Annotated in this window: 21 protein-coding genes; 8 read left to right on the forward strand and 13 right to left on the reverse strand. The window is 46.4% G+C overall.

The genetic code is table 11. The features are described from left to right. Positions 1–26 precede the first annotated feature (26 nt). From infB to MINF_RS08265, 4 genes are all read left to right on the forward strand, one after another. Complete coding sequence (infB, locus tag MINF_RS08250; protein ID WP_012464200.1) at positions 27–2,108, forward strand: translation initiation factor IF-2; 2,082 nt, start codon at positions 27–29, stop codon at positions 2,106–2,108. Between the two features lie 38 nt (positions 2,109–2,146). Further along, a complete protein-coding gene (gene rbfA / locus MINF_RS08255; RefSeq protein ID WP_012464201.1) occupies positions 2,147–2,497 on the forward strand; it encodes a 30S ribosome-binding factor RbfA in 351 nt (116 codons plus the stop codon). A gap of 93 nt (positions 2,498–2,590) precedes the next feature. Continuing rightward, the gene (locus tag MINF_RS08260; RefSeq protein ID WP_048810295.1) at positions 2,591–3,508 is read left to right on the forward strand and encodes an ABC transporter permease; all 918 of its coding nucleotides are present in this window, start codon (positions 2,591–2,593) and stop codon (positions 3,506–3,508) included. After that, positions 3,505–4,407: an ABC transporter permease gene (locus MINF_RS08265; RefSeq protein ID WP_148205211.1), complete on the forward strand. Its 903-nt coding sequence runs from the start codon at positions 3,505–3,507 to the stop codon at positions 4,405–4,407. Before MINF_RS08260 ends, MINF_RS08265 begins: the two co-directional genes overlap by 4 nt. Here the strand turns inward: MINF_RS08265 and galE are convergent. The 8 genes from galE to nifH all read right to left on the reverse strand — a co-directional run bounded on the left by galE (position 4,398) and on the right by nifH (position 13,611). Beyond that, a complete protein-coding gene (gene galE / locus MINF_RS08270) occupies positions 4,398–5,363 on the reverse strand; it encodes a UDP-glucose 4-epimerase GalE (protein WP_012464204.1) in 966 nt (321 codons plus the stop codon). The genes MINF_RS08265 and galE overlap by 10 nt on opposite strands. A gap of 494 nt (positions 5,364–5,857) precedes the next feature. Next, positions 5,858–6,328: a NifX-associated nitrogen fixation protein gene (locus MINF_RS08275; protein ID WP_012464205.1), complete on the reverse strand. Its 471-nt coding sequence runs from the start codon at positions 6,326–6,328 to the stop codon at positions 5,858–5,860. A gap of 2 nt (positions 6,329–6,330) precedes the next feature. Then, positions 6,331–6,729: a nitrogen fixation protein NifX gene (nifX, locus tag MINF_RS08280; protein ID WP_012464206.1), complete on the reverse strand. Its 399-nt coding sequence runs from the start codon at positions 6,727–6,729 to the stop codon at positions 6,331–6,333. Then, on the reverse strand, positions 6,689–8,077 hold the full coding sequence (gene nifN, locus MINF_RS08285; protein ID WP_079200443.1) for a nitrogenase iron-molybdenum cofactor biosynthesis protein NifN: 1,389 nt from the start codon (positions 8,075–8,077) through the stop codon (positions 6,689–6,691). The genes nifX and nifN overlap by 41 nt, the downstream gene beginning before the upstream one ends. 7 nt (positions 8,078–8,084) lie before the next feature. Beyond that, entirely contained in the window at positions 8,085–9,464 is a 1,380-nt protein-coding gene (nifE, locus tag MINF_RS08290; RefSeq protein ID WP_012464208.1) for a nitrogenase iron-molybdenum cofactor biosynthesis protein NifE, read from the reverse strand. A 39-nt stretch (positions 9,465–9,503) separates the two neighbouring features. After that, a complete protein-coding gene (nifK, locus tag MINF_RS08295; RefSeq protein ID WP_202943637.1) occupies positions 9,504–11,084 on the reverse strand; it encodes a nitrogenase molybdenum-iron protein subunit beta in 1,581 nt (526 codons plus the stop codon). 39 nt (positions 11,085–11,123) lie between these two features. Further along, entirely contained in the window at positions 11,124–12,599 is a 1,476-nt protein-coding gene (nifD, locus tag MINF_RS08300; protein WP_012464210.1) for a nitrogenase molybdenum-iron protein alpha chain, read from the reverse strand. Positions 12,600–12,717: 118 nt separating this feature from the next. After that, entirely contained in the window at positions 12,718–13,611 is an 894-nt protein-coding gene (nifH, locus tag MINF_RS08305) for a nitrogenase iron protein (protein WP_012464212.1), read from the reverse strand. A 381-nt stretch (positions 13,612–13,992) separates the two neighbouring features. Between nifH and MINF_RS08310 the strand changes: the two genes are divergently transcribed. Both MINF_RS08310 and MINF_RS11200 read left to right on the forward strand, forming a co-directional pair. Beyond that, entirely contained in the window at positions 13,993–15,135 is a 1,143-nt protein-coding gene (locus MINF_RS08310) for a homocitrate synthase/isopropylmalate synthase family protein (protein ID WP_012464213.1), read from the forward strand. A 475-nt stretch (positions 15,136–15,610) separates the two neighbouring features. Next, on the forward strand, positions 15,611–15,793 hold the full coding sequence (locus MINF_RS11200; RefSeq protein ID WP_148205213.1) for a hypothetical protein: 183 nt from the start codon (positions 15,611–15,613) through the stop codon (positions 15,791–15,793). Here MINF_RS11200 and MINF_RS11205 read toward each other — a convergent pair. Together MINF_RS11205 and MINF_RS08315 are read right to left on the reverse strand one after the other, a co-directional pair. Continuing rightward, positions 15,790–16,053: a hypothetical protein gene (locus MINF_RS11205; protein ID WP_148205214.1), complete on the reverse strand. Its 264-nt coding sequence runs from the start codon at positions 16,051–16,053 to the stop codon at positions 15,790–15,792. The two genes, MINF_RS11200 and MINF_RS11205, sit on opposite strands and share 4 nt — an antisense overlap. Before the next feature lie 79 nt (positions 16,054–16,132). After that, entirely contained in the window at positions 16,133–16,846 is a 714-nt protein-coding gene (locus MINF_RS08315) for a phosphoadenylyl-sulfate reductase (protein ID WP_012464214.1), read from the reverse strand. 77 nt (positions 16,847–16,923) lie between these two features. Between MINF_RS08315 and cysD the strand changes: the two genes are divergently transcribed. Continuing rightward, a complete protein-coding gene (gene cysD / locus MINF_RS08320; protein WP_012464215.1) occupies positions 16,924–17,727 on the forward strand; it encodes a sulfate adenylyltransferase subunit CysD in 804 nt (267 codons plus the stop codon). Positions 17,728–17,769: 42 nt separating this feature from the next. After that, positions 17,770–19,680 (forward strand): adenylyl-sulfate kinase, encoded by a 1,911-nt coding sequence (gene cysC, locus MINF_RS08325; RefSeq protein ID WP_048810528.1) that lies wholly within the window; start codon positions 17,770–17,772, stop codon positions 19,678–19,680. 306 nt (positions 19,681–19,986) lie between these two features. On the opposite strand, the gene MINF_RS08330 is transcribed toward cysC, so the two are convergent. The 3 genes from MINF_RS08330 to moaA are packed head-to-tail and all read right to left on the reverse strand — an operon-like array spanning position 19,987 to position 21,735. Continuing rightward, positions 19,987–20,394 (reverse strand): molybdenum cofactor biosynthesis protein MoaE, encoded by a 408-nt coding sequence (locus MINF_RS08330; RefSeq protein ID WP_048810529.1) that lies wholly within the window; start codon positions 20,392–20,394, stop codon positions 19,987–19,989. Positions 20,395–20,419: 25 nt separating this feature from the next. Next, positions 20,420–20,725 carry a MoaD/ThiS family protein gene (locus MINF_RS08335; RefSeq protein WP_012464218.1) on the reverse strand — a complete coding sequence of 102 codons (306 nt, stop codon included), beginning with the start codon at positions 20,723–20,725 and terminating at the stop codon, positions 20,420–20,422. Beyond that, positions 20,722–21,735: a GTP 3',8-cyclase MoaA gene (moaA, locus tag MINF_RS08340; RefSeq protein WP_012464219.1), complete on the reverse strand. Its 1,014-nt coding sequence runs from the start codon at positions 21,733–21,735 to the stop codon at positions 20,722–20,724. Before moaA ends, MINF_RS08335 begins: the two co-directional genes overlap by 4 nt. Between the last annotated feature and the right edge of the window lie 12 nt (positions 21,736–21,747).

Raw genomic sequence — 21,747 nt, forward strand, 5'->3', positions numbered from 1 at the left:
ACCTCAAGCCCATTTAATTTATTTGCATGAATTCAAAAAAAAGCTCCTCATCCACCGAACTCAAGACTCTCAATAACAATTCTTCCAACAGGCTTTCTTTAGATAAATCTAAAAAGCCTGCCAAGGAAGTGGATTTTGCCCTTCCTCCCAAAGAGAAGAAAACCAAGGCTGTTGTTGTCCTCGATGAAATTAAAGAAAAGCCTAGAAAAGAAGAAAAAAAGGAAGCTTTTCCTCCCCCTCTGGCTCAAGCAGAACAGCCTGAAAAAAAAGAGCCGAAAACCGGGCAGGGCAGCGATCAGGCGGCCCATTCTCAGGAGTCGGAAAAGAAAACCATCTTTATAAAAGGGCCTGTCACGGTCAAAGAGTTAGCCTCCCTCATAGGCATTAAACCCTTTCAGCTCATCCATCATCTGATGGAAATGAACATTTTTGCTTCCATGACCCAGTTGCTTGACGAAACGGTAATCCAGGCCGTCTGCAACAAGCTCGGCATCGTCATTCAAACAGAAAAAAAAGAAAGGCATCTCCAATCTTCTGTTTTATCACCTCCTCCGAAACCAAAGGCTAAAGAGGCTCCTCCCCAACCTTCATCTCATATTAAACCGAGGGCTCCCGTAGTCACTTTTATGGGGCATGTAGATCACGGGAAAACCTCCTTGCTTGATGCTATCAGGCAAACCCGAGTCGCCGCCGAGGAAGCCGGTGGCATCACCCAACACATTGGTGCCTACACGGTCGTGAAAGAGGGAAGAGCCGTAACCTTTATTGATACTCCGGGGCATGAAGCCTTTACGGCCATGCGTGCCCGAGGGGCTTCCATTACCGATATTGTTGTCCTGGTTGTCGCCGCCGATGATGGGGTGATGCCCCAGACCCTAGAAGCCATCAATCATGCTCGAAGTGCAAAAGTTCCTATTATCGTGGCTATTAATAAAATTGATCTTCCTGGAGCCAACCCCTTAAAAGTGAAATCCCAACTCCAGGAAATCGGCCTGGTTCCAGAGGAATACGGTGGAAATACAATCTTTTGCGAGGTATCCGCCACCAAGAAAATCGGCATAGATAATCTCCTCGACATGATTTTGCTCCAAGGTGAAATTCTGGAATTGAAAGCGGATTACGAGGGAAATGCCAAGGCTAGAGTCATTGAGTCTCAAATTGAAAAAGGAAGAGGACCCACGGCCACGGTCATCGTCCAGTCGGGACGCTTAAAAGTTGGAGATCTCGTCCTCTGCGGTCCCTACCATGGCAAGGTGCGTGCGCTTATCGATGATAGGGGAAAAAATATTAAAGAGGCCTTCCCCTCCATGCCTGTGAAAGTCTTAGGTCTTGACGGGGCACCCTTGCCTGGAGAAGAACTGGTTGTAGAAAAAGACGAAAAGAAGCTCAAGGAGATCGTCCAGGAAAGAATTGAATCCCTCAAAAAAGCTCGTGAAGAGTCCCTTGCTCCCAAGGTTACCCTTGAAAACATTTTCCAGGCAATTGAAGAAGGCCAAAAAAAAACCTTGAATATTGTGCTTAAGGCCGATGTCCAAGGTTCCCTTGAAGCTTTAACCGAACAACTCAAAAAAATTACCAGCTCAAAAGTGGATCTAGATATCATCCATTCAGGCGTCGGTTCTATATCCGAATCCGATATCCTGCTTGCCAAAGCTTCCAAGGGGATTGTCATTGGATTCAACACGAAAACAGACTCGGCTGCTGCTTCCTTAGCCAAAAGAGAGGGAGTTCAAATAAAGCTATTCAGCGTGATTTATGAACTTGTAGATCAAATCAAGGAAGCCATGTCGGGCCTATTGGAACCAGAACTGCGTGAGACCATTATTGGAACGGCCATTGTAAAAAAGGTATTTGAATTATCCAAGTACAAGGTAGCCGGATGCATGGTCCAATCGGGAAGAATAGTCCGAGGAGGATTAGCCCGTATTTTGAGAGCTAAACAACCCATTTATGATGGAGAAATACTTTCCCTCAAAAGATTTCAAGATGAAGTATCCGAAGTGAGGATGGGCTTGGAGTGCGGTATTCGGCTGGGTAATTTCAACGATTATGAAATTGATGACATCATCCAATGTTATCAATTGGAAAAGATCCCTCAAAAATTATAATAAACTATTAACAAGGATCTTTATTTCTGAGAGATCTCATGACTTCAAGGGCGATCAGAGTATCCGAGGTTATCCGCAGGGAGCTTTCCTTTTGTTTTCAACGCGAGGTAGAACTCGAAGGGCTGGTTTTAACCATATCCTCGGTTGAAACAACGGCAGATCTAAAAGAAGCTTCGATCTTTGTGAGCCTTTTCGATGCCTCGATATCCGACGAACTCTTGCTGGATATACTCAACAGGCATCGTAGCGAATGGCAAAGATGGATCGGTAAAAGACTCCAAAGCAAATTTACGCCACGATTAACCTTTAAGATCGACGATTCGTTGTATAGGGGCGACAAGGTGCTGAGAATCATAGAAGAACTAGACAAGGAGAACAAACAAAAATAAGGACCGGCTAAAAGGCAATAAAAAGCAGATTGTACAAGTAATCGAAGGCGATTTCAGTTTGATTCATAAAAAGACGGTTATTATGCTATATCCATGTGGATATACCTCCTAAGGAGAATATTATCTTCTTTATTCCTCTTATTCGGAATCGTCACCCTGACTTTTTTCCTGGTTAGACTGGCCCCGGGAAGTCCTTTTAGTTCAGAAAGAAATATTTCTCCCACTATTCTCAGGGAACTCGAGGCGCGTTACAATCTCAGTGGAACACTGCTCGAACAATATGAAAATTATCTTCTGCGAATCTCCCATGGAGATTTAATGCTCTCTACTCGGTACCGTAACAGGTCGGTAAACGAAATCATAGCACAAACCCTCCCCGTCTCCATACTACTGGGAGGATGTGCTTTTGTTTTATCGCTTGTTTTCGGCATTACGATGGGTTCCCTGAGCGCTTTGTTCTGGAACCGTCCCTTTGACAAAATTACCCAGGCTATTACCCTGGCAGGCATTTCTATCCCTAGTTTTGTACTCGCCCCTCTTTCTGTATTGATATTTGCCATTCTCTTGAGGCTTCTCCCTCCTGCAGGATGGGGATCCCCAGATAAAATTATCCTTCCTACGTTTTGTCTCGGGATACCCTATGGATGCGTTGTTTGTAGGTTAACCAGGAGCGCTATGCTCGAAGTTCTCCATTCTGACTACATACGCACAGCCAGGGCAAAGGGATTAAACGAACCCTGCATTCTATTCGTTCATGCCTTGAAAGCTGCAGCCCCTCCCATCATCGCCTATTGCGGCCCATTGGCCGCCAACTTGATGACAGGTTCCATGGTTATTGAACAGATATTTGGCATCAGCGGAATGGGTTCTTTTTTCGTGGACGGAGTTCTTAACCGAGATGTTTTCCTCGTCAGTGGAGTTACCCTGGTTTATTCTCTTTTACTCATCACTTTTAATCTAGTCGCCGACATTCTATGTCTTCTTTTCGACAAGAGAATAGTCCTAGAATGAATACTTTTAGAACAAGAAAAGGGTATGGGAGATTCCCTCTCAAATCATTCCTGACATTTTTTCTGCTCGTCATTTTGGCCGTAATAGGTCCCTGGTTATATCCCGAGTCCCTTTCCCAGGTTACGGATGAAAGCCTCCATCCACCTACTCTCCGTCATATATTCGGGACGGATATCCATGGAAGAGATCTATTCGTAAGGATATTATTCGGAGCAAGGATCTCTTTTAGCGTTGGATTAAGTGGATCTCTCATCAGCCTTTTGGTCGGGGTTTCCTATGGAGCCATAGCTGCCTACGCCGGAGGCAAAGTGGAAAGGATAATGATGCAGATTGTCGATCTCCTCTATTCCTTACCCGTACTCGTTTTTGTCATCGTTCTGATCGCCTTGTTCGAAAAACCGCTACGGGCTATTCTCTACCAGGCTCACCTTGGTTATCTCCTTCCCTATTCTCGAATCATACTCCTTTTAGTGGGGTTGGGACTGGTCGAATGGTTAACCATGGCCAGGGTCGTGAGGAGCCGGGTGCTGGTCTTAAAAGAAGCCCTTTTTGTCCAAGCCGCCAAGGTTCTAGGTCAAAATAGTTTGAATATCCTTTTAAAACATATTTTGCCAAATCTAGCAGGACTCGTGGCCGTGTATCTCACCCTAACCATTCCTACCGTTATCTTAGAAGAATCTTTTCTTAGTTTTCTTGGATTGGGCGTAGAACCCCCTACATCCAGCCTGGGCAGCCTGCTTTCTGATGGTGCCAACACGATTAATCCCATTAAAATCTCCTGGTGGCTTCTTTTTTTTCCCGGTTTATACCTCAGCTTGGCCCTATGGTCTTTAAACGTTTTTGGAGAATGGTTACGGGACAAATTGGATCCCCAAGCAAGATCCGCTTCTCAGCAGTAACCTTGGGGATGGGATTTATGCCATGACCAGGCACTATGGATAATCGAACTCATATCGTTTTTCGGTTTCCAGCCAAAAGTTTCAAGGGCTTTGCTGAAATCGGCCACAAGAATGGGAGGATCCCCGGGGCGTCGGGGAGCAAAAACTGCAGGAATGGGCTGCGAGGTAATTTTTCTTGATAACTCGATAATCTGGAGAACCGAATAGCCCTTTGCGTTTCCTAGATTAAAAACCCCTTCAAAAGGAAGTTCCAGTGCTTTTATGTGGGCATCCACTAAATCGACAACATGGATATAATCCCGCACAGCCGTTCCATCCTCGGTGGGATAATCCTTGCCATAGATTTCCACTTGAGGTTCAAGACCAAGGGCCACATGGAGGATCCGTGGAATCAAGTGGGTCTCTCTTCTATGATGTTCACCATGGCTTGCGGTTGCACCGGCAGCATTAAAATACCGAAAAATGACCGGGCTGATCCCATGAATTTTCCTATACCATTCGAGCATTTTTTCGAAAAGGAGTTTTGATTCTCCATAGGGATTTTCAGGATGTACCGGGACATTTTCATCGATGGGAATTTTATTCACGCAACCATAAACAGAACAAGTTGAAGAAAATACGATCCTTTTGACTTCAAACTTGACCAGGGCATCTAAAAGATTAATCCCAAAAGCCACGTTATTCCGGAAATAAAGAGAAGGGCTATTCATTGATTCTGAAACGAGGGCCTTGGCTGCAAAATGAATGACAGCCTCAGGTCTTTCCGAATCAAAAACAGAAAAAAGGAGCTCTCGATCGGCAAGATCTCCCTGGATAAATAAAGCCCTCGGATCAACAGCTTGCAGGTGCCCCTCAGACAAATTATCAAGGACAACGACTCGATATCCCCTACCGAGAAGCATTTCCACGCAAATACTTCCAATATAACCCGCTCCACCTGTAACCAATATCTTCAATTTGCACTCACCCTTTTACCGGCAGATAATAGTGCCTTATCCCTTTATTAAGCAAGAACCATAATTTACCCGTTAATCTCAAGCAATGCTCTCGGTACCGATCGATCATCCAGCAAGAATAAAGAAAGAAGGCCGCCCCCCTTTCCTTAAGTTGTCTCTGGGAGGTTGCTTCCGGCTCACCGCTCCATAAACAACTCCATCCAAGCACAAAAAAACGGTTCCTTTATCCCTTCTCTTCCTCCCTTGGGCTTTCCCAGGCTCCTTCCGGGATACTCAAAGAAAACCAAAGAGGATGCTCCATTACGGTAGATAAAAAAGCCCGCCTCGTTAAGCTTGCAATAAAAAGGTAGAGGCAGCTATTGTCCTTGGACCGGCCGCAATAAGTTCTAAGGTCGATAGACTAACCCAGTACAACTCCAATCATGCTTGGCGTCGCAGACTACTTCGGCAAAACCTCCAATCGATGCTCAAGGCTCACAAAAAAGGTTTTTTGGTTAACCTTCGAACCTTGCTACTTCCGGAAAACGCGAAATCATTTCAATACCCATCGAGGCATATTTAGCTCCCGCCTCTGCCAATTTTTCGAGGGTAGGATAACCGAACCGGTGCACATCACGCAAAGTCTTGTTGATCACGACAAGCCTTCCTCCAAAAAGGATCACCCTTCCAAAGCCTTCATGATGCATGCTCATCATGGGAACGATAAGGACACCCGTTCTTTTTTCGATGGTCAATGCCACAGCATTGAAAAAAAGTTCAACTCTCCACAAAACATCCGGATCAGGATCACCGATGATGGGAATCTCTTTTCTCTTCTGCGCATCAACAATATAATCTTTTAATAACTCTTCATCCTTTTTTCCATCCCAGTTCCCATAAGTATCCTGGGCTCGATACTGGTTGACCAGTTCATCGATAAAGCCGCTCAGCAGTTGATCATCCATTTTTACTTCGTTCAGTTTCATTTCTATTCCTCTTCAAAATCAAAAACCTTCTCTTTTCCCTTGTTCATCGCTTTCCTTAACCATGGGGGAGGCGTTCCATTAAGAATCTGTTGCAGCTTCACGAGGATATCTTCAATGGACTCAGCATGGTTTGACTTTACGGGATGTATGCCCTTGGCAACCACTCTTGCCGCCCCGGATCCCCCGATGGCCGCCACATAGAGTATCGAGCAATCCTTAATGGCTTCTAACTTAGGCTCCAGCTTGTCTTCATTGCCGTCTTCTTTAAGCTCACCGTCAAAACTCACGGTTTGCAAACAACGGTAGCCCTCTTTATCCACCTCGTAGATCATGATGTTTTTGGCCCATCCAAAATGGGCGTCAACTCTCGTTAAATCCTGTGTTGCAAAAGCAACTTTCATGATTGAATCCTTTCTGGTTTGCATTCAGCAGGGGATTGTCTTTGCCTCCTTCATTGGCTTCATGATGCTCAATAACAAGATTTGCGATTTCAAAAAGAAGATTTGAGCTTCCTCTATAACCGATGTTCAATCGGTGAGCCGCACCCACCCTATCGAACAGGGGAAGGCCAATCCGATACAAGGGGATGCCCAACCTTTGAGAAGCTCCCCTTCCATGAGAATGGGTGAGAATCAGATCGGCTCCTCGGGCCCTAATCTCCAGATCTTCCAGATCTCCTATCACCACTTCTTCACAGGGCATGTTATGGAGCAGAACAGAGTCAGTGGTCGTCACCGCCGCCGGAAGTAAAGCTCCCATTTCAACCATGAAATTCCCGATCGCCCATAATAGATCAGGCTCGGCTCCGAGGGCTACTTTGAGTCCTCCAAAATAAAATTGGCAATCAAGCATGGCATCAACGAGCTGAGATCTCTGGCGGCGGTATTTTCCCGGGACAGGTTTTCCCGACAAACCACTGAGCCGTTCCATGAAAAGATCAACAGGGCTAAGGCCGGTGAGACGATCAAAAATATAAAAAGGAACACCCGTCTTCATTTCCAAGGTCAAAGCCGCTGCCCGCATCTGTTCGCCGATAGCAAGGGTAACTAGCGACTTTCCCATTTCTTTTATCATTCCAAGCTCGGTACCTCCCGTTGTCGTTGGTGAAAAATCCTCGGGAACATGACCGTCAAGAGAACCTGAAATATCGGGCAGGATAATGGCTGACAAGCCAAAATCTTCGACTATTTGCTTGATCTCTTCGATGTCCGCCGGTGTCAGATGACTACCAGGCAAGATGTTGATTTGACCTTTTGTCGTTTGAGGAGAAGCTTCGACGTGCTCTTCTATTATTTTTGTTACAGCCTTTGCCCATCCATCCTGGAATGCCCCTACAAAATCGGGAGTGGAAACATAAACAAGCTTGCAATCGTCGATCTCGGGATGCCTATCGCGGACGATTTTTATATAACTTTCCACATCGTCGCCTTTTGTTTCGGTAAGCCCGGTTGAGCAGATCCCGATCAATGAAGGCTTTGCCCTTTTATAAATATTTACCGCCGCCTGTTCAATGTTATCGAGTCCTCCCATGATCGTTGTGACTTCGTTCATGGCCGTCGTTTGCAACGGGATCATTTCCCGGAAATGGCGGACGAAAAGGACAAGGCCAAAGGCCGTGCAGCCTTGAGAGCCATGGAGAACCGGCATGCACCGGTTTATTCCCATGAAGGCAAGCGCCCCGCCGATAGGTTGGCTCATCTTCAGAGGGCTTACCGAACAAGCTTTTTTGCTGGAGATTATTTTTGCCATACCTTTCTTAGTCCCACGGAGCCGCGGTCTTGACTACTTTCCAAACCGGATTGCTTAACGCCCGATCGATCTGATCAACCAGGTTAACCATTCCTTCATATCCGGCATAGGCATGATGTCTTTCTTGGTTTATGTCTAGCCAGGGGACCTTGGCTTTCAAAGCTACAAATTGGGATCTCCCACCAGAAAGCAGTATGTCGGCCTGGGCTTCCTTGAGCATCTTGTACATTTCCTTCGGCGTCATGTCTTCAATCAAGTGAGCCTCCTCACCCATGATTTTCTTTATCCTTTCCTTGTCTTCCGCAGTGGATTTTTTGACACTCGTCCCAACCACGATCATGCCTACCTCTTGTAAAGCGGAAACAACGGACCAGGACTTGACCCCGCCTGTTATTAACAAGACCCTTTTCCCGGAAAGTTTCTTCTTGTATCTTTCCATCCTTTGCCAAGCCTTCTGCTCTTCGTGGCGGATTAAAATTTCTGTTCGAGAAAGCAGTTCTTCGGGGGCTCCCCTTTGCACAAGAAGCCTCGCTATATTCCTTAAAGCTTCGCTCATATCCGAAATTCCATAAAAGGAGCCCTCAAAAAAAGGGATGCCATAACGTTCTTCCATCTTCCTAGCAATGTTGATCATCGCCTTGGAGCAGACAAGCATTGCCGCCCGGGCCCTATGACAGCTCGCTATTTCCTTGTATCGGCTATCTCCAGAGATGCAGGCCGCAATTCGAATACCCAACTTGTCGAAAAGGGGCTTTACTTGCCACAATTCACCCGCCAGGTTATACTCGCCTATGATGTTAATATCAAACGGGGTCGTTATTTCCGGCTCTTCAGTCCCTATCACGTAGTCCAAAAGGGCTTCCCCGGCGAGTTTATTCCCAAGGTTTTTACTTCCTGCAAAACCCGGGGATTGCACGGGCACTACGGGTACTCCAAATTTTTCCTTTGCTGCCTTGCAGACCGCTTCCAGGTCATCCCCGATCAACGCGGGAATGCATGTGTTATACACAAATACGGCCGGGGGCTTATACCTTTCAATCGCCTCTTTTATGGCTTTGAATAACTTCTTTTCCCCTCCATAAATCACGTCCATTTCGTTCATATCCGTCGTAAAGCCCAGGCGGTAAAGCAGGGGACCGGAAGATTTCGAGCCCCTGTTATCCCAGGAATTACCTTCACAGGCTATAGGGCCATGAACAAGATGAACGACATCCGTAATAGGCTGCAAGGCGATCTTCGCCCCATCGAATGCACAGCCTCCGGCTGCAGCCCCCGGTTGCAGTATTTTCGTGCATCCCTTCTTCCTTTCCTTGTCTGATTTAGAAAGGTTCTTCTGGCAGGCGGGTTCCTGGAAAACTTCCTGGATTTTTGCCGAAAGAGCGTTCATTTAACCATCTCCTTGCAGCCCTTTTCCCCCAATCAACCGTTAACGGATTATGTCGAAGCTGTAATCGGATTTCGCCGGAACAATCGTATTTTTGTCCATCTCGTCGAAAATCTTGTCGAGGATCCATACCAATACATTCAACCCACCTTGATATCCCCAAATGGGATAACGGTGGTGATGATGCCTATCAAATAACGGGAATCCTATGCGGATTAAAGGAGTGCCGGTGTCTCTCTCGAGGTACTTGGCATAGGTATTACCGATCAGAAAATCAACCGGCTCGGTAAAGAGAAGGGAGCGCATATGCCAAAGGTCTTTTCCCGCATAAACATTGCCATTTTTACCAAATGGAGAAGAGTTTAGAAGCGCCTTGGCTTTTTCCTCCCATTCCTTCCCCCCGTTTGTACATAACACATGTACAGGTTCGGCTCCAAGTTCCAGTAAGAATCCGGTCAACCCAAGGGCCATATCCGGATCCCCGAATAGGGCAAAACGTTTCCCATGGATATGAGCGGTGGAATCGGCTATGGCATCAACTAACCTACCCCTTTCTCTCTCAAGTTCTTCCGGGATGGGTTTACCGGATAACCGGCTGATCTCCATAAGCAGTTCATCGGTAGCACGCACCCCGATAGGACAATGAAAAGCAGTCGTTTCTTGCCCTTTCTCGGCAATGTAAGGAAGGGTTTTTTCCGTGCAAAATCCTTGAATCGAGATCGTGGCTTTTGAATGGATGGCTTCGGAAATATCCGACAGTTTCGTTCCCCCGTCGTACATTCGGAAGGTGCCGTCCGTAGGGGTATCCCACACATCGCTATTATCCGAGATGATCAGGTAATTGACCCCCATCAGATTTAATATCCTTTTGAGTTCACGCATGTTCCCAACGGTATAGGGATCAAAACCGCCGATAATATTTATTCTATCCACGGGCTTTCTCTGCAGGGGAGGAATAGTCTGCGCTTTGCCGTCCCAAAAATAACTAAGAATGCCTTTCATCATGTTGTCGTAGCCTGTGACATGGCTTCCGACGAAAGAAGGGGTGTGGGCAAAGGGAACGTCAAAGTCCATGGGAATACTCCCTTTATCCCGGGCGTTCTTTATAAACGCATTAAGATCATCCCCAATCACTTCAGCCATGCAAGTCGTCGAAACGGCGATCATTTTTGGCTTATAGAGAGAATAAGAATTGGCTAATCCATCGATCATGTTGTTGAGACCGCCGAAAACCGCTGCATCTTCAGTCATGGACGAGGAAACACAACTTGAAGGCTCCTTGAAATGCCTGCTGAAATGGCTTCGAAAATAAGCCACGCAACCCTGGGAGCCATGGACAAACGGCAACGTCCCTTCGAATCCGACAGCCGCAAAAATGGCTCCCAGGGGTTGGCAGGCTTTGGAAGGATTTATGGAAATAGCTTCCCTGGCAAAATTTTTTTCCCTGTAGTCCCAGCTCTTCGTCCACTCCCTAATTTTTTCCACCTCTTCAGCGGGAGCTGGGTTTTCAAATTCACACTTTTTCTTTTCGAACATCCGCAAGTACTGCGGCTGTCTAAACAAGTTAAAATGATCGAGAACGTTTTCCGCATTTTGGCTCTTAGTTCCATCCATATTTTCCATAATCCTTTCCTCCATCGGTGGTTCAGTTTAATCGCCCTTTTAAGATTTTGTTTTCCATGGAGCAGCAGTCATTTTCCAGACCGGATTGTTAATGGCCATGTCCATGTCCCGAGCAAAGATGGCAAAACCATCGTAACCATGGTAAGGACCGGAATAGTCCCAGGAATGCATCTGGCGAAAGGGAAAACCCATTTTCTGGAAAACGTACTTTTCTTTAATTCCCGAACCGACAAGATCGGGTTTAAGCGCTTCGACAAACTTTTCAAATTCATAACCGGTGACATCATCATAAATAAGGGTCCCATCCTTCACATAATGGGTTGTTCTTTGGTAGTCATCGTTATGACCAAATTCATATCCGGTTCCGATCACTTCCATTCCCAAATCTTCATAAGCTCCAATCACATGCCTTGGCCTTAGTCCTCCCACAAAAAGCATCACTTTTTTACCTTCCAACCGAGGCCTATACTTGGCGATTACGGAATCGACCATGGGCTTGTACTTCTCGATAACCTTTTCGGCTCCTTCCTTGATTTTATCGTCAAAGAAGCCGGCAATTTTTCTCAAGGATTCGGCAATTTTCGTCGGCCCAAAAAAATTATATTCTACCCAAGGGATGCCGAATTTCTCTTCCATGTATCGGCTGATATAGTTCATCGACCGATAACAATGGAGAATGTTGAGCTTGACTCTAGGCGTCCTTTCTAATTCCTTTAAGCTGCCGTCACCCGACCATTGTGCTACGACCCGCAATCCCATTTCTTCAAGGAGTATCCGCGAAGACCAAGCGTCTCCTCCGATGTTGTAATCGCCGATAATAGCCACATCGTAGGGACTACCCTGGAAATCCTCTTTTCTTCCAGATGTCTTTTCCAATACCCAATCCCGGATACTGTCGTTGGCTATATGATGGCCTAAGGATTGAGAAACCCCTCTGAAGCCTTCGCAACGGACAGGCACAATTGTTTTCCCACCGAAATCTCGACTTTTGGCCTTAGCCACGGCCTCTATATCATCTCCAATGAGCCCGATGGGGCATTCGGACTGAATGGTAATTCCTTTATTGAGGGGAAAGAGTTGTTGGAGTTCCTCAAGAGCCTTGGCCAGTTTTTTGTCCCCTCCAAAAACAATGTCCCTTTCCTGGAAATCCGTCGTAAACTGCATGGTTACAAAGGTATCAACCCCGGTAGTCCCGATGTAATAGTTCCTTCGTGAAGCCCAAGAATACTGCCCGCAACCCACGGGGCCATGACTGATGTGGATCATGTCTTTTATGGGTCCCCATACTACCCCTTTGGAGCCTGCATACGCACACCCTCTTATGGTCATCACCCCGGGTAAAGATTTAATGTTCGATTTGACTCCACAATCGGTCTTGCCCGATTCAAACGTGTTGAGATGTTTTTCTCTCTTCTTTGCCGTCTTTTCTGGATAGGCTTTAAGGACTTCCTTGATGAGGGCCTTGTTTTTTTCTTTTAGATTGGACGCTTGTCCGCTATCGATCGTCAGACTCATAAGCTTTCTCCTCTCTCTTTTTTCCTTTTCTTATTTCCAAAAAAAAATCATTTTCCCCGGATTCGATCGAACCCCTCTCCAAGTTCAGAACGAGGGGTTCGATCTTCCATCGTCGCAATCAAACACACACAGCAGCTTCTTCTTCTACCTTGGCTTTTCCGATCAAGCTCTCGTCCTCTTTCTTCATGATCCCGTATTCCATAAGTAGATCTTCGAGTTCATCCATCGTCACAGGCTTTGGAATCACCCCTTTGCCTGCATTTTCATGGATTTTTCTGGCCAAGGTGCGGTATTCATCGGCCTGTTTGCTTTCCGGAGCATACTCAATGACCGTCATTCTTCTTAATTCGGCATGCTGAACAACATTATCCCTGGGAACAAAATGTATCAGCTTCGACCCCAGTCTCTTTGCCAAGGCATCAGCAAGTTCGTATTCCCTATCCGTTTTTCTTTCGTTGCAGATCAACCCTCCAAGTCTTACCCCTCCTGAATTGGCATATTTCAATATCCCTTTGCATATGTTGTTTGCCGCATACATCGCCATCATTTCTCCCGACATAACGATATAAATTTCCTGGGCTTTGTTTTCCCGGATAGGCATGGCAAATCCACCACAGACGACATCCCCAAGAACGTCGTAGGATACATAGTCGATGTCCTCGTAGGCGCCGTTCTCTTCCAAGAAATTGATGGAGGTGATGACACCACGACCCGCGCATCCCACACCCGGTTCCGGTCCACCCGATTCTACGCAGCGGATATTTCGGTACCCGATTTTCATCACGTCTTCGATTTCCAGATCCTCAACGCTGCCGGCTTGAGCGGCCAAATGCAGAATCGTATCCTGGGCCTTGGAATGAAGAATGAGCCTTGTAGAATCCGCCTTAGGGTCGCATCCGACAATCAATATCCTTTGTCCCATCTCGGCCAATGCAGCCAGGGTGTTTTGAGAAGTCGTCGATTTGCCTATTCCTCCTTTTCCATAAAATGCAATTTGCCTTATTCCACTCACAACTACCTCCTTTTTACTCGTTTTTTTTTATGGCTAAATGCCGTTGCCCTTGTTCGAGCAGTAACCATGCCAAGATCGCTTTACCGAAGAAAAAACGGCTGCTTCTCCCCGTTTTACCTAGAGAACTACAGGGTTTTGTTACTAGGAATAACTCCCTAGGCCATCTCTAGAAAAATGAGCCGCATCTTGCAGATGAATTCTTTCTAACCCGGCGAAGTTAAGCTGTTAAAAAAAAGACAAAAAGGGAATGTTTGTCGAAATGCTTACATCCATTCCTTTTGTTTGGACAGTTCATAGGGAAAATAGGGGGAATTGATTCCTTTTTGTCCTCTTAGGGGGTTAAACTTGTGGCATGTTTTCTGCTTCTAAACCTGAATAAGAATGAATGGGAAAATCCTTTTGGCCGATACGACCTTGCGGGATGGGGAACAAGCTCCCGGGGTCTTTTTCAGTCCTAGGCAAAAGGTACAAATCGTTAAACTTTTGGCCCAATGCGGTATCAAGGAAATCGAAGCGGGTACACCTTCCAGCTGCAAGACCGAGATGGAAGCATTCCACAAAATCCTGTCCCTGGGGTTAAAAGTACGTATTGTTGCTTGGGGAAGAATGACTAACGAGGACTTGCAAGCCGTAAAAAGTTCTCGAGTCTCCACGGTTAATCTTTCCATACCCCTTTCAGATATTCAGATATCCACAAAACTGAGAACCAATCGAAAACAGGTACTGGAAAAAATAAAAGAATATGTAGGCAAAGCAAGGGAGATGGGGCTTGAGGTTGCCTTGGGTGGAGAAGATTCTTCCCGAGCCGAAGAAAATTTTCTTGTCGAGGCCATTGAAGTGGCAAAACAGGAAGGAGCATTTCGTTTCCGCTATGCCGACACCGTGGGGATCCTTGATCCCCTGTGCACTTACCAAACCTTATCCAGGCTTAAAAAATGGACTTCTTTCCCCCTTGAGTTTCATGGCCACGACGATTTTGGCATGGCTACGGCCAATTCGATTGCTGCTTGGCGAGCAGGAGTGGCATCGATAAGTGCCACGCTCTGTGGCCTAGGAGAAAGAGCGGGCAACGGGGCACTTGAAGAAATAGCTTTTTTCCTGGCCCTCCGAGAAAACGTAGATGTCGGAATCGATTTAAAAGGGCTTTTTTCATTGTGTCTCTTAACGTCCCGTCTTTCTAAGAGAAAAATTCCCCCTTGGAAGAGTATTATCGGAGAAGAAATTTTCCTCCATGAGTCGGGAATCCATGTGGATGGCATTCTTAAAAATCCAAGAAATTACGAACCTTTTAATCCCTCCATCATCGGCAGGAAACACCGTTTTACCTTGGGAAAACATTCGGGAAGAAAATCGGTCCTGTGGACCTACGAAAAACTGGGAATCACCTTGAGTGAACAAAAGGCCACAGAAATCTTACACAAGATTAAGAATTTCACGGCAACCAAGAAAAGGCCTCCTTCGAAGGAAGAGCTTTTTCAATTTTTAACCGAAAATTTTCCCCACTCTTCGAATATCGGCACTTAAAATAAAGTTTCTTTCTTGCAGCTCCCCATGACCTAATCTTCCAGCCATCCTTTCTTATCGTTTTGCAAGCAGAAGCAAAAACTAGCCCCTAGCTCTCCTAAACGGCCAATTCAGCTTCTTCTTTATACCAAGAGTAGAGTTTTTTACCGTTCCGTCAGACTTACTCACTGCTGCTCAAACAGGGACAAAGCTGACAGACTTCCTCGTCGAGGCGGACGGGGCCGGCGCGTGCGCGTCAGTCCAGAGCCTTCCTCTCCACGGGCCGCCTTCCGGTGGAACTCACCGCAGGGCCGTTCAAGACGGCCAATATGAGGTAAAACAGACAAGAAAGATTGAAAAAGATCAAATAATGAATCAACTGTTCAAACCCCTAGAACCAACCTTCTTAGGCCGATTGCCTCCCCCACAAGTCTAATCTTTTAGGGAGGGTGCATTTAAGCAGGGTTTTTCTATGGTCAGCCTTGGATTGTCATCCATGGATACAATGATTCATCCGGCATTCCCTTTCTGCTACCAGAAAATCGTGCATTGGGTGGCTCTTTTCCTTTACCCCCCCGATTGCTTGCGCAATCGTCTCCGGCAGTCTAGACTTTCCCGGCTACGTCCAGGGATCCTTTGCCGCAGTGCCGCCGCTACCGGCCTTCCTCGCCACGGCTAGGGCAGTTGCGGTCGCCAATTACTTGGGAGACTTTGCCGCATCCAGATCAAAATCGAGCTCTGCGCCTCATGCCGGACACACCCACGGCCGATCCTTGGGAGGGAGTCAACCGTTTGTCCAAACACGGACCGGGCACAAAAGGCTGCCCGGGTAGGGACGATCAGCAATGATCCGGCTTTGGGCCCCCTCCACTGCCATAGCCCCTTGACTGATACACCCAACAGCTTCGCCGCCTTGGCTGTGCCCATGGTGCTATACATCTGGAAATTATACGTCGATGCGCTTGTTATCCGATACCAGGGGCAAGCTCCAGGTGCAAATGGGAGAAGGGCAAGCTTTTCAAGGCAACAATCGATGGGTTTCGTGTAGGCCGCATTCTCTTTTTATTCCAAAAAAACGCGTTTCTTCTGCCTTCATCCCCTCTTCAAGCCTTCTTGTTGTATGAACATCGCCAATGGAAACGTAGCCCTGGTAGACAAGGGGATGAACCGGCAGATGATGTTCATGTATAAATTGCTTAACCTTTTCATCTGTCCAATCAGCAATGGGATGGATCTTGACACGGTTCCAATGCCATGTTGCAAGTGCAATATTCTTTCTCGTTGAGGATTGTTCTCTACGTAATCCCGAAATCCAGCACTTTGCTCCAAGCTCCTCCAATGCCCGGTTCATGGGCTCCAGCTTCATCAACCGGTTGTATTTTTCAATCCCTTCCCTGCCTTTCTCCCAGAGTTTTCCATACCGCGCTTCAAACCACGCTGCCGAAAGGGATGGCCTATACACTTTAAGATTAATGTGAAATTTCTCGACAAGGCTATCTATGTACCTATATGTTTCCGGGAAAAGATAACCGGTATCAATAACGACAACGGGTATTTCAGGCCATACAGAAAGGGTGAGCTTGAGCATGACCACCGCTTGGGCGCCAAAGCTCGAACTGAGCAGAACTTTTTTGTCAAAATATTCAATCGCCCAGCGTATCCGCTCTACCGGTTCCTTTTTTTCCAAAATACGGTTATACTCTTCTACGGCTTTGAAAAACTCTTTTTGCATCTCGTCCTCTCTCTTAATAAAAAAAAAGGGTTGTCAAAAAAAAGAAATCAAATAAAACTATATTCACTCTATAGAATATGCAGAATTTAGACAACTTAGAATCTCAAAGTATTTATATTTTTCGTGAAGCCCGTTATGCTTTCAAAAATTTGGCTATGCTTTGGTCCATGGGAAAGGATTCCAATGTTCTCCTATGGCTTGCCAAGAAAGCTTTTTGTGGACACATTCCCTTTCCGATCGTCCATATTGATACTACTTATGAGTTTCCCCAGATGCTCGAATTCCGCTCCTGGGCAAAGGAATTTTACGGCTTTGAACTTATCGTCAAAATCAACCACGAAGCAATAGCCCGCGGGATAAGTTACAAGACTCATGATCCCCTAACGGTAACTCACGAGCTGAAAACAGTGGCTTTAAAGCAAGCCCTGGAAACCTATAAATGGGATGGCCTGATTACCGGGATCCGGAGGGATGAGGACGGGGTAAGGGCAAAGGAAAGGTATTTTTCTCCTCGGAACCAATCCATGGAATGGGAATATAAAAACCAGCCTCCCGAATTTTGGAATTTATTTTTGGCTACCCTGCCCAACAATGGACACATGCGCATACAGCCCCTGCTTGATTGGACCGAACTGGACATCTGGCTCTACATAAAGAGAGAAAATATTCCTATTCCTTCTCTTTATTTTTCAAAAAATGGGAAGCGTTACCGCTCGCTGGGCTGTTGGCCCATCACCCACCCGGTTGACAGTCATGCATCGACCATAGATGAAATCATCGAAGAACTTTACACCACAAAAACATCGGAAAGAGCGGGAAGAGCCCAGGACCATGCCGAACCCAATGCGATGCAAAAGCTTCGCGCAAAGGGTTTTCTCTAAAACATTTTTATCCTTTTGAAAACTTCTTTTAAAAAAAAACCGATGAAAAATGATCTTCCTTTAGAAGCCAGAAGTCTGAATGTTATCTTCGCAGGTCATGTCGATCATGGGAAATCAACACTGATTGGAAGGATCCTTTGGGAAACGGATAGCATTTCAAAGGAAAAAAAAGAAACAGTCATAGCCTATTGCAAAAAAAACAACATCGATTTTGAATATGCCTTTCTTTTGGATTCCCTGGCTGAAGAAAGGACTCAAAACATCACTATCGATGTAACCGAGGTGCACTTCTTTTATGGGAAAAGAAGATTCAGAATCATCGATGCCCCGGGGCACCTGGAGTTTTTGAAAAATATGATCAGCGGGGCAGCCAAAGCCGATTGCGCGGTACTCGTCATTGACGTGACTTCGGGAATCGGAGAGCAAACAAAAAGGCACGCTTTGCTCCTCTCTCTGTTGGGCATAAAACAGATTGTTATTGCCATGAACAAATTTGACCTTGTCAACTACGACAGGCAAACATACGAGAGATTGAGCAATGAATGTAAAAGCCTTTTTAAAAAGCTTGGGCTAGATAGCCTATCGATCGTTCCTCTCTCGGCAAAGGCCGGGGAAAACATCATAGGAAGATCTCAGCGGTTCAGCTGGTACCATGGTGGAAGCCTGCTTGAAGTCCTGCTCGGTCTTGAATCTTCAGAGTCCGCCGAATGCTCCCCTTTGAGACTTCCCATTCAAGATATCTATCGCTTTGACAATCGCAGGCTTTTGGCAGGGAGAATTGAATCGGGGAAAATCGAATGCGGAGAGCTGGTCCGCTTTTTCCCGTCGGGCAAGAAAAGCAGGATCAAGGCTATCCACCATTGGCCAGCCGAAAGTTCGCCTCTTAAAGTGACGGCGGGCAAATCAACGGCGATTCAGATAGAGGATGAAATCTTCATTGAACGTGGAGAAATTATTGCCCACGAAGATTCCCCACCCCTCGTTGGAACCGATTTTTGCGCAAGATTATTCTGGCTGGGTGACTCTCCCTTGATTGTGGGAGCTCCCTACACTTTTCGGCTGGCTACCGGACAAAGTGTGGCCAGGGTATTGCAGGTGAACAGGGTTATCGATGCCTGCACCCTCGAAGACCTCCAGCCCGTGCCCATGGAAGTAAAGAAAAATGAAACTGCAGAAATCATTCTCCGCACCTCCGCTCCAATTGCTTGCGATCCCTTTGAAAAAATCCCGATGACGGGAAGGTTTATCCTGGCCGATAGGGACAGGATATCGGGTGGAGGAATAATACTGAAGGTTCTTCCCAGTAAAGCTGTCCATGAAACCCAGGGCAGATCCCGTATAACGCAGCTCCAGAGGACTAAATTCCTGGGTCACCGCAGCGGAGTATTTTGGATGACGGGTTTATCGGGATCCGGTAAAACTACACTCTCCAACCGCCTGGAACAGATGCTTTTCCACAGGGGAATCCTCGCTTATGTCATAGACGGTGACGAACTGCGGACCGGGTTGAGCAAGGATCTAGGATTTGATGTTGAAAGCCGCAGGGAAAACATCCGCAGGGCAGCAGAAATGGCAAAAACCCTGGCTAAATCGGGCTTGGTAGTGATCGTTGCCCTCATTTCTCCTTTCGACGTGGATAGAAAGAATGCCCGGGCGATCTGTGAAAAAGAGGGCATTCTTTTTAAAGAGATTTACGTCGATGCTCCTCTTGACATCTGCAAGTCCAGGGATCCGAAGTTTCTTTACCTTAAAGCAAGTAAAGGAGAAATTCCTCAAATGACGGGCTTGGATTCCCCTTATGAACCTCCCCAATCTTGTGACCTCCATCTTTTGACCGGGAGTGAGTCTATAGAAAGTTGCCTGGGAAAACTCTTGGATTTTATCATTCCCCTCGTCCGCCTTACTCCGGATAAAGAAAAGGACCTCCTGGAAGATCCCGCCGCAGAAATTTAGTTTTTTTCAAAGAAATCAAATCCCTCGAGGGATGAATGAATTAACCGTTCCATCACGCTTGCTCACTGCTGCTCAAACAGGGGCATAGCTGGCAGACTTACTCATCGAGGCGGACGGGGCTGGCGCCTGCTGCGCCTCAGGCCAGAGCCTTCCTTTCCCCAGGCCTGCCTTCCGGCGGAACTCGCCGTAGGGCCGTTCAAGACGGCCAATATGAGATAAAATGGAAAAGAAAGATTGAAAAAGATTAAATAATTAATCAACTGTTCAAGCCCTGGAAGAGAAAGGGGGGGAAGCCCTGTCCATGTATTATGGCCTTGGAGAGCTAAAAGCGGCAGCCAAGGGATGTTTCCAGATGGGGACCTCGGCTTTTAACCTGTCAACATATTCCTGGGCGAGTTGAAAAGCTTCCATCCGGTGTTTACTAAAAATTCTTAAAAAAAGAGAGGGTTCTCCTACTCTCACTGTGCCAACCCGGTGCTGGATTTCAATCTTTTGACAAGGATATTTTTTCGATAACTCCTCGGCGATCTCGTAAAGAATTTTCTCCGCCATGGGTCGGTAAGCTTCATATTCAAGGCCGGCGATCTGTTGTCCCCTTTCCATGAGCCTGGCCACTCCCCAAAATTCGATTACGGCTCCTTCCTCTCCTCTAAGGGGAAAGGAAATTGGAGATATGACCAGGGGCTTCTCAGTGATTAAAACCTCAATTTCCATAAGCTCAAGCTTTAAGTGTCCTTGGTTATCCCCCACTAACGGGTGGTATAATGGCCATTTCCTGTGCTTCCTCTATCGGTTGATCCCAAGAAGCATACCGGCAGTCTAGGGCCACTCGGGCAGCAGGAATTTTTTCAAAAAAAAGAGGCTCCATCGCCAAGACTATTTCTCTTGGGCTTTGAGATCGGCCCACCGAGAGGACCTTTTCATCAAAACCAAGAACAGATCGTGCTTGAGCAAAAGCCACGATTTTTAATTTTTGAGAGGAATCGGAGCCCATATCGATCTTTGACAACTCCTTTTTTCTGCCGTCTCGATCCTGCCCGTTCATCCTCCGATGGCTGTCATAGCCCTTCCCGGACTATATTTTTCCCTAAAGGAATGCTCTGGGGGTTTCTTTTGCAAAGCCCACTCGAAACTCTTGTACAAGCCTAAAGGATCAACGGTAGGCCTTAAAAAACCCTTGATGTCTATTTCCAAGTGGTTCCCCAAACAGGGTCTTATAAAGCCGTCACTGGTTAGACGCATTTTATTGCAGTTATCACAAAAATGGAAATCGGAGAGTGCGCCAATGAACCCGACAATCGCATTGCGGGATTTCATCCGGAAATATTTCGCCGGGCCCTGGCCCCATTTTTTTTCCAAGGGCTCGAGTTCGTCTCCTTTTTCCAGTCTCTGCTTGACTTGGTAAACGGAAAGGAAATTTTCCTTGGAAATCTTTGTCGTGTAACTTATGGGCATAAGCTCGATGAATCGAATGATGAGGTTTTTTTCCGCCGCAAAATTGATCAGGGGTAAAATTTCCTCCTCGTTTATTCCCTTGAGAAGAACCGTGTTCAGTTTAATCGGTTCTATTCCTACCTTTCTGCATTCTTCAATGCCTTCAAGCACGGGAACAATATCCCCTCCCGTAATCTTTTTGTAAAGAGAAGGCTTTAGCGTGTCGAGACTAACATTAATGCCGGCAATTTGTGCCTCCTTGAGTTCCCGGGCGTAATATCCCAAAAGGGTGCCATTGGTTGAAAGCCTAACGGAAGAAATCCCCGGAGTGCGGGTGAGCCTCCGGATGAAGGCAAGGGTGCCTTTCCTGACGAGCGGCTCCCCTCCAGTGATCCTAAAATCCCTAAAACCATGCTTCATCGCCCCATGGAAAACCACGGCATACAACTCCTCGAAGGAAAGCTGGCTGTCTTTCTTGGACAAGAAGCCTAAATCTTGAGGGAAGCAGTAAATACACCTTTCATTACACCGATCCGTTACCGAAATGCGTAAATAGTGAACTTTTGTCGATTCAGCTTGGGTTTTGATGCCGCCATCAGTCTCAATATTTTCCTTAAACATAATTAAGTATTT

It is taken from the genome of Methylacidiphilum infernorum V4 (assembly GCF_000019665.1).
Taxonomy (GTDB): Bacteria; Verrucomicrobiota; Verrucomicrobiia; order Methylacidiphilales; family Methylacidiphilaceae; genus Methylacidiphilum; species Methylacidiphilum infernorum.